General features: G+C 37.7%; 7 protein-coding genes. 6 read left to right on the forward strand and 1 reads right to left on the reverse strand.

Features of this window, described 5'->3' with window-relative positions; genetic code table 11:
- Window positions 1-13: 13 nt before the first annotated feature.
- From kdpB to LQZ76_RS06955, 6 genes are all read left to right on the forward strand, one after another.
- Window positions 14-2029 (forward strand): potassium-transporting ATPase subunit KdpB, encoded by a 2016-nt coding sequence (gene kdpB, locus LQZ76_RS06930; protein ID WP_230099021.1) that lies wholly within the window; start codon window positions 14-16, stop codon window positions 2027-2029.
- 10 nt (window positions 2030-2039) lie between these two features.
- Window positions 2040-2576: a potassium-transporting ATPase subunit C gene (locus LQZ76_RS06935; RefSeq protein WP_230099022.1), complete on the forward strand. Its 537-nt coding sequence runs from the start codon at window positions 2040-2042 to the stop codon at window positions 2574-2576.
- 15 nt (window positions 2577-2591) lie between these two features.
- On the forward strand, window positions 2592-5207 hold the full coding sequence (locus LQZ76_RS06940) for a DUF4118 domain-containing protein (protein WP_230099023.1): 2616 nt from the start codon (window positions 2592-2594) through the stop codon (window positions 5205-5207).
- Window positions 5208-5258: 51 nt separating this feature from the next.
- Window positions 5259-5906 (forward strand): response regulator transcription factor, encoded by a 648-nt coding sequence (locus tag LQZ76_RS06945; RefSeq protein ID WP_230099024.1) that lies wholly within the window; start codon window positions 5259-5261, stop codon window positions 5904-5906.
- Between the two features lie 86 nt (window positions 5907-5992).
- A complete protein-coding gene (locus LQZ76_RS06950) occupies window positions 5993-6628 on the forward strand; it encodes an NAD-dependent epimerase/dehydratase family protein (protein WP_230099025.1) in 636 nt (211 codons plus the stop codon).
- Window positions 6629-6950: 322 nt separating this feature from the next.
- Window positions 6951-8282, forward strand: a complete 1332-nt coding sequence (locus tag LQZ76_RS06955; protein WP_230099026.1) for a hypothetical protein — start codon at window positions 6951-6953, stop codon at window positions 8280-8282.
- 77 nt (window positions 8283-8359) lie between these two features.
- Here LQZ76_RS06955 and LQZ76_RS06960 read toward each other — a convergent pair whose 3' ends face one another.
- Window positions 8360-9619, reverse strand: a complete 1260-nt coding sequence (locus LQZ76_RS06960; protein ID WP_230099027.1) for a putative glycosyltransferase family protein — start codon at window positions 9617-9619, stop codon at window positions 8360-8362.
- Window positions 9620-9819 lie beyond the last annotated feature (200 nt).

Here is a 9819-nt window from a genome sequence, read left to right on the forward strand (position 1 = left end):
TAGGAGTAGTAACATGGAAAATGTTGTTTTAGCAATCAAAAAACTTTCACCACGGGTTCAAGTGAAAAATCCGGTGATGTTTGTGGTCTATATTGGGGCCATTTTAATTAGTTTATTATTCGTGGCGGGCTTTATGGGCGTTAACCCTGGTAATGGGGAATATACATTTAGTATTGCGATAATTTTGTGGTTAACCGTGCTATTTGCCAATTACGCCGATGCCATCGCTGAAGGTCGCGGTCGAGCGCAAGCGGATAGTTTAAAAAAATCAAAACAAGATGTCGTGGCATATCGCCTTACAAATGAAGCGACCCAAGCCACAGAAGAAATCATTTCAAGTCAATTAGTGCCGGGGGATGTTGTCCTAGTGACTGCTGGTCAACAAATTCCGATGGATGGGGAAGTCATTCAAGGTACGGCAGCAGTTGATGAAAGTGCCATTACTGGTGAATCTTCACCAGTTGTGCGTGAAGCTGGTGGTGACCGGAGTGCGGTTACGGGTGGGACGATGGTTTTATCAGATGTTTTGACAATTCGTATTACCGCTAAAGCCGGTGAAAGTTTCCTTGATCAAATGATCAATATGATTGAAGGGGCGCAACGAAAAAAGACCCCGAATGAATTAGCACTGCAAATTTTATTAGTGACGTTAACGATTATTTTTTTAATTGTTGTCGCCACGCTTTATCCGTTTAGTAATTTTGCTAATCACGCTGCTAATCAAACGGTTTCAGTTACTAATTTAACGGCCTTACTAGTTTGTTTAGCCCCAACCACGATTGGTGCATTACTTTCAGCTATTGGAATCTCAGGGATGAGCCGGCTAAACAAGGAAAACGTCATGGCCAAGAGTGGTCGGGCGATTGAAGCCGCTGGGGATGTCGATGTTTTATTACTAGATAAAACTGGTACGATTACTTTAGGAAATCGGCGGGCGGTGGCTTTATATCCGGTTAATGGCGTTGATGCTCAACGATTAGCAATGAGTGCTTTGTTATCTTCAATTGCCGATAGTACCCCGGAAGGTCGGAGTGTCGTTGAACTAGTGGCCGAACAATTTAAGTTAACTGCCGCTGACTATGACACAACTAACGCAGAATTTGTTCCTTTTACGGCTAAAACTCGGATGAGTGGATTAGACCTTGCTGGCCATGCCTACCGTAAAGGAGCAACGGATTCAGTTAAATCGTTTGTGGAAAGTAGTCACCACGCTTGGCCAACTGATACCGGTACGATTGCCGAACAAATTGCTAAAGATGGTGGTACGCCATTGGTTGTGGTTGCCGATGGTGACGTATTAGGGGTTATTCATCTTAAAGATATCATCAAAGAAGGGGTCCAAGAACAATTTGAAGCTCTTCGTAAAATGGGGATTAAATCCGTCATGATTACTGGTGATAATCCGCTAACGGCTGCAGCCATTGCCGCTGAAGCCGGGGTAGATGATTATATTGCCGAAGCAGTGCCTGAATCAAAATTACAAGTGATTAAAGAATACCAAGAAAATGGCCACCTAGTTGCCATGACTGGGGATGGGACCAATGATGCGCCAGCTTTAGCCCAAGCCGATGTGGCCGTCGCTATGAATACGGGAACCGTTGCGGCCAAAGAAGCTGGAAATATGATTGATCTTGATTCAAGTCCAACTAAATTAATTAAAATTGTCGGCGTTGGGAAACAACTTTTAATGACGCGGGGTGCATTAACCACTTTTAGTGTGGCTAATGATGTTGCCAAATATTTTGCGATTCTACCGGCCTTGTTTGTCGGCGTATATCCACGCTTAAGTAGTTTGAATTTTATGCATTTAACGAGCCCTAAAACGGCGATTCTCTCAGCGTTGATTTACAATGCGTTAATCATCATTGCCTTGATTCCCATCGCATTACGGGGCGTTAAGTATAAGGAAATGAATGCTAACCAATTACTCCGACAAAATTTATTGATTTACGGACTCGGTGGCTTAGTTTTACCATTTATCGTAATTAAAATTTTTGATATCGGATTAACTTTACTTGGAGTAAAATGAGGTAATTAAAGTGAAAGTTTTATTTAAACAAGCAGCTATTATTTTGGGCTGTCTAATTATGGGGACCTTAGTCTATACTGGAATCACCACAGTGGTCGCTCAAACGGTATTTCAGCAATCCGCCAATGGTAGTTTGATTTATCAACACCAGCATGTTACCGGTTCAAAATTGATTGCGACGGATCCTATTAACCCTAAATTATTTGTTGGTCGGGTGAATGTTGCCAGCAATTTAGCCCCCAACAGTAGTGCTGAAAAAGCGGCAGTTGCCAAACGAGTTGTTCAATTGCGTGCCCTTGATCCAACTAATAGACAACCAATTCCGGTTGATTTAGTAACAGGTTCAGCCAGTGGAAGTGATCCGTATATTAGTGTCGCGGCGGCTAAGTACCAAGTTACGCGGATTGCCCATGCGAATAATTTAAGTCCGACCCAAGTCCAAACAATTATTAAAAATGCGACTACTAGTTGGTTTAATAATTTATTAGGCACACCAGCCGTTAATGTAGTTAAAGCAAATTTGGCATTACAAGCAAGTGTTAAGTAAGAATCGAGGTTGAAAATGGTTAAAGATGCCCGCACGTGGCTAGATGAAATTAATGCTGCGGCAACAAAACGTGGTCGCTTAAAAATTTTTTTAGGATATGCGGCGGGGGTTGGTAAAACCTATCGGATGCTCGAAGAAGGCCATGCCTTATTAGAAGCCGGGGTGGATATTGTCATTGGGTATATCGAAACGCATCAACGGGTTGAAACCCAGACTTTAGTCGCTGGATTTGAAGTTGTGGCCGGTATTGATCATCAATATCGGGATACGGTCATTACTGAGTTATCAGTAAAAAATATCATTGCTCGACAACCAGATGTCGTTATTATTGATGAATTGGCACATACCAATAGTAGTTCATGGAATCGGAAACGGTATCAAGATATTGAAGAAATTTTATCTTCAGGGATTTCAGTTTATACGGCCGTCAATGTCCAACATTTGGAAAGTTTACATGAATTAATTAAATTAATTACGAATGTTGACGTCAAGGAAACCGTGCCGGATAGCTTTATTACGCATGCTGATAACCTCGAATTAATTGATATTGAGCCGCGGGTATTGTTAAATCGGTTAGAAGCCGGGAAAATATATCGTAAATCGCAAGCTAAATTAGCGGCGCAAAATTTCTTTAAATTGGCACATCTAACACAATTACGCGAAATTGCCTTACAGCAAGTTACCCGTCAAGTTAGTCAACATAATTCGCAACAAGGGCAACAAACACGGCATTTTTTAGTCGCTATTAGTGAATCCCCCAATGCGATTAATGCGATTCATTGGGCGTATCGGCAGGCACAAGCATTTGATGCCCCTTGGACGGCGGTCTATGTCAATACGCATGAAAACTACTTGCCGAGTGCAACCTTAAAAGCGAATTTAAAAGTGGTCCAAGAATTGGGTGGGGAAGTTGCCATGCTAACTGGGACTTCAGTTAGTGATGCTTTAATCCAGTACATGCAGGAAATTAAAATTTCTAATTTAGTGATTGGTAAGCATACGCAACGTACTTGGCGCGGTATTTTTCAACAAAATATTGAAGATAAAATCATGACCGCTATTCCCTTTGTTGATATTCAAATTATTCCAGGAATCACGCAACCAACCACATGGCAAGCACGGTGGTTACCAATTCGTAATAAATTGAAGCAAGTGCAGATGACGGATTTTGTAGTTGCGGCAACTTTTTTAATGTTAGCCACCGTGGTTAATTTAATGTTGCATAGTTTACTAGCCGAAAATTCGATTAAAATTATGGTTTATTTTAGTGCGGTGGTGTTAATATCACGGTTTACGAAGGGCTATTTGGCGGGGATTATTAGTAGTTTAGTTAGTGTGGCATTATTTGATTATTTATTTGTGCAACCAGTTTTTTCATTAAAAATTGCGCAAAGTTACTACGGAATTGTCTTTTTGATCATGATTGTGACGACTAATATAATTAGTGGTTTAACTTCAAAATTGACGGCACAAATGAAATATTCAGTTAAAGAAGCCAAGCGTAGTGCGATGCTATCAGATTTGAGTACAACGTTAATTGGTTTAAGTGAACCCCAAGCGATGAGTCAAAAATTAGCCGATGTTTTAAGTGAATATTTTGGCCATCACGTGCAAATTTATTATCGTCGTAATCACGCAGTTGTTAGTCACCATTCACAGACACAGGCATTTATGGTAGACGCGAATAACCATGAAATAATTCAGTGGGTTTGGCACCATAATCAAGCCGCTGGAAATGGTACGGAAACCTTAAGTGGCCGTAAATTATTTTACTTACCAATTAGCTTTAAGCAACGGCCCTTAGCGGTTTTAGTTGTTAATGGGCGGGAATTTAACTATCGAGAGCGCTTGGAATTAGGTATTTTTTTATTTCCGTTAGCTTTAGCCTTGGATAATTATTATTTGGAGCAAGAAAAACATCAGATTGCCTTGGATAGTGCTAATAATCAATTAAAAAGTGATTTATTACGGTCGATTTCACATGATCTACGTACACCACTTACGAGTATTATTGCAAGCACGGATCATTTATTAACCGGGGATAATTTGACGACGGATGAGGAATTATTGCTAAAAAATATTAATAAAGAAGCCAACTGGTTAGTCCAAATGATTGCCAATATTTTGACAATTACTAAAATTAGCCAAGGTAAGGTTACTTTAAAGCGCACACCGGAAGTATTAGAAGATGTAATTATTGCAGCTGAAGAAAAATTTAAATGGATCAATCCAGGCTTTAAAATGCAATTTAAAGTTCCGGAGCAGCTAATTTGGTTAGATATTGATAATAATTTATTTCAACAAGTCTTGATAAATTTGTTTGATAATACTCAAAAGCATGGGGATGGCAGTCAGGTCGTTAATGTTTTGGTGCGCCCCCATTCAACGACGGTTGATATCGTAATCCAAAACTATGGAGCATTATTTTCTGAACACCAGATGCAAAAGTTGGGGCATATCCAATCGGAATTAAATAGTCAAAAATTAGATAAAAAACGGGGTCTAGGCATTGGTTTATTCTTGTGCCAAACAATCATACACTTGCACCATGGTCAATTGACGTTTAGTAATTGGCAAACAGGCCCACAAGTGATTATTACATTACCAATCAAGGAGTCAAGGGATGCTTAAAAAAACGATGCTAGTCATTGAAGATGATCAATCCATTCAAGACATTCTTAATTGACCTTGCATGCGGCTAACTTTGAAGTTTTGCAAGCCTTTAATGGCGCGCAAGCTCAAACCATGTTACAAGCAGCAAAAGTGGATCTAATTATTTTAGACTTAGGGTTACCAGATATTGATGGGGCCGAATTATTAGTGCAATTACGTAAGTCAACCGTAGTTCCCGTGCTTGTGTTGACTGCTCGCACGGAAATTAATGATAAATTAACGTTATTTAGCAATGGGGCCGATGATTATATTACCAAGCCCTTTGAAGAAGCTGAATTAGTTGCCCGGGTAATGGCGATTATGAAACGGACGTATCATATAACTGGGTATGGTCGGGGCACATATCAAAGTGGAGCGTTAGTAATTAATTTAGAACAACAGATGGTTTATAAAGAGCAGCAAGAATTACATTTGACCAAAAATGAGTATGCCTTACTAAGTAGCTTATTACAAAATCCGCAAGTTGTGATGGATTATGCCACGTTAATTAAGAATGTTTGGGGTGCTCAAACGTTACCAACGCAAAATGAGACGTTGCGGGTAACAATTGCTAACCTACGCCGTAAGCTGGGCACATATCACGATGAGCAGTATATCGGGACTGATATCGGTGTTGGCTATCGGTGGAAATTTGATACCCAGATTGTCGAAGGATAATTAATCGGTAATGCGATGTTAAGGTAACCTAATTTTACTAACAACAGGTATAATGGAGTTACAAAATTATATTCGGAGGGTTTGGTATGAAAGTGGTTATTTTTGGTGGCTCAGGTTTTTTAGGAACAGGCATTGTAACACAATTATTAAAGGATCCGGCAAATGAAATAACCATCATTTCACGCCGTGCTAAACCTGATAAGCAGCCTGCAACAGTAGACTGGGTTAAAAGTGATTTATTACGCGATGCCCATTGGCATGAAAGTGTCCAAGCGGCCGATTGGGTTATTGATTGCATTGGCATTTTATTGCCTAACTGGAAGCATCACGTTACTTATCACAACGGGATTTTTCGGCCAGCCCAAGTGATTATTGATTACTTAACGATTTTACCGACCGAAAAGCGGCCTAAATTTATGTTTATTTCAGCTAATCGGGGACCATTCTTTATGGCACCATATATGCATGCTAAACAGCAAGTTGAACAATTAACGACAAAATTACCGGCGGAGCAAGTCAAAATTGTCTATCCAACGGTAATGTATGATAAATCACGACCATACAGTGTTATGATGGCCTTGGGCATGGGTATTTTAACTTTAATACCCGGAATCAAAGTGCTAATGCGCGGATTTGAACCGATGAAGCGTAGCCAAGCAACACGTGAGATTGTGAAGTTACTACACGGTGAAAAATCCTTTATTGCGGCGCGCCGCAGATAAACTAAAATAGGGGAGTGTAACAGAAGTCGGGCGATATTGAGAAATACATTAAAAATCCTCTATGAAGAAAATTCTTCGTAGAGGATTTTTCGAATATATCGGACTACTGGAACACGTTCTAGTAGCAAATTACCACTAGGAAAGAGTAATGTCACACCCCCTTTTAATATCCTTGAAATTTTAAATATTTGTAACTAAAACGAAATTTGTATTCAATTAAACTTATGATACTATTTATAAGTAACGTTATTGATTTGGGGAGGAGTCGATTATTAAAAAAATACAAAACAGCGTTGGGTATATAATATTTGCTGTAATTGCCATGGTTTATATTATCAATGCCATCAATGTTAATAATTTTATCGTTTATTTCAATAATAATTTTGTAAATACAATTTTTCGTGATGAATCGTTTACGATTGGGTTACTTAGAAATACATATGGCAATATCATTCGCTACGATGCCTTAGATGTTCATCCACCACTCTATTATTTAGTATTAAAATTCGTAACGATGCCCTTACAAATCTTAAAGTTGACACCTAATCAAATAATTGTCAGTTATCGATTATTCTCATTAATTATGTTGGTTGTGGGCTTAGTTGGGATGAATAAAGTTGCCAAATTGTTGGCAATTAAAACCAATATTTGGACGTATAATCTATTTTTATTAGCACCTTCGATTTTAATGTATTCCAATCAAATTCGAATGTATCAATTGGCAGGAACTTTTATTGCCTGGTTTATTTTCATGCTATTAAAGTATGAACAAACCTTACGAGTAAGATGGTTTATTGGTGCCATCTTACTCGCTGAAATGGGGGCCTATACCCATTATTTTACTGCTTTAAGTTGTGGTCTGATATTAATAGGATTTATCATTTTTGCCCAGATCAATAAACAAAAGCAAGTAGTGTTGGAATTAACGGTTGGTTTAATTAGTTATATTGTGATGTATATACCATGGTCATTTGTCGCCTTTAAGCAAGTTACTTCAGTTACGAAAGCGTTTTGGATTACACCAATCGCTTCAAGTCAGGCTTTGTTCAATTTGACTGGGGGCGAGCAGACCGTAAATGCGGCTAATATTGGCATGTATATGTGTATCGTTTTGGTAATAATGCAACTATTTGTATTTATGGTGGAACGTTGGGCCGTTATTAGTCAAATTTTATGTCTGTTATTATTGGCAATTTTAAGTCTATATGGTTTAGGGCTTATCTTTATGGTATTAAATCATCCAATCTTAATTGCCCGGTATTTATATCCGTTATTCTTTTGCTATTTATTTTTACTGTTGGCCTTAATGACTACCAAGGTTAATAGCTCAAAAGTTATTTTAAGTATGCTGTTTTGTGGCTTAATTTTTCAAAATGGCCAATATATGTACTTACATACGGTGGCTATTGCCCCTAATATTGTGCAAATTAATGATAAACCGCAAACTGGGATTGTCAAAATAACGGAGACGATTCCAGCCGATGATACTGATCATTTTTTAGCTACAGTTACGAAAAACCCTGATCAAATTTTTGTGATTAATAATCAATCAATTTACAATATCACTGGCCGGTATCATTTGAGTGAATTAAGTGAAAAGGTGCGGCCAAACTTAATGTCATATGCAATGTATGATAACCGCTTTAAAGACTAATTATTTTTTAAATACAAAAAAAGCCCTGAGAAAAATTTTCTTAGGGCTTTTTATTAGGTTGCTTGTAAGAACAAGTTTTAATAATTTTTTAGTTTAAAGTAAGCGATGCTACTAATAATGACAATTATTAAACTAATGCTCGTTAAGATATTATAACGGGCGGTGGCTTTAGGAACTAACTTAAGGTTTATTTTTTGGGCATTAGTGTTAAACATGATAGTACCACGTTTTGACGCCGTATAACTGGTCGCAATGCCGTTGACATAAAGGTAGTATTGATTTTGATAGTTCAAGATTGGTACGTCAAGCGTATGGCTGTGTTTAGAATTTAAAATGGTAGCCGTGACAATATTATTTCTTTGCACAGGATATTTACTAAAGGTCGCTCCACCATGCGTACTATTTATTTTTTGCGTGATAATCGAAATGCGTTCCTTTGAACTGTGCATTGGCCAATAATCAGTCATATTAGCATCCATGCCAGTCCCATTAACAAAGCGCGGAATATCTGAATTGTGTAACTTTAACCTGCGCGGTAATGTTGACTGCTTGCTATTAATTAATTCACGTGTGCTTAAATTGGAACTAATAGGTGGTTTTTGGGCATTCATAGTCAATTTATTAATCGCTGTAAACTCGGTTAAAAACTGAATACCGATGAATGCACACAAGATAGTAATGAAAATACGGTTAGGTAACTTACCTTGATATTGTCCAATAATTTGGGTAAAAGCAAAAGCCGCAAAAATAGCTACAAAAAGTGATGTAATACCGATAAAACGCGTTGGAAACTGAATTATTTGAATGGCGGTGTTATTAAACGAATCCCAAGGGATAAAGTTAGTAACGATAACTGAAAGGGTGGCACCAATTAAAAAAACATTTCGGTAGAGCGTGGGTATTTTTTTAAAGTTAATTGTAATATAACCGATGATAAAAATAAACAGTAACCCCAAGCTATTAGATAGTACAACGTTATTATTTAAACTATTAATTAGTAGTTGCGTATAATTAACGGTTACGCTAGTTAATGAATATTTTTGTGGCTCTTGAATAAAATTGTGTAGTTCCCAATAATTAACTAAGAATGTTAGGTTCATTAAGACAATTAGGAGGGCTGCTAAAATAAATTTAAGCGTTTTACTAATGAAATTTTGGCGATTCCAAAGGGTATAAATTAGCCAAATAAAAGCTAAGGTTACAACATTAATGATAAATGATAGCACATGCGTTGATAAAATGAAGGATTCACCAAGTGCTAACAAAAAAATTCCTTTAAATTTGTTTTGATGTAAAATTTGGTAAAACCCTAGTAAACATAGCGGTAAGAAGAGCATTGATATCCACTCACCGAGATCATAACGGTAAATGATATTAAAAATATGATAATTCCCCAAAATATAAAAAACAGCAAAAAATAAGGCTTTGAACTGACCCCCATAAATTGGAGTGATGTTTTAAGCGATTAATTGGATGGCATGATTCTGGAATTCAACCGGACTCATGCCATCCAATTTTTCTTTAATTCGTTTGTTAT

This window comes from Periweissella ghanensis (assembly GCF_918814755.1).
Lineage (GTDB): Bacteria > Bacillota > Bacilli > Lactobacillales > Lactobacillaceae > Periweissella > Periweissella ghanensis.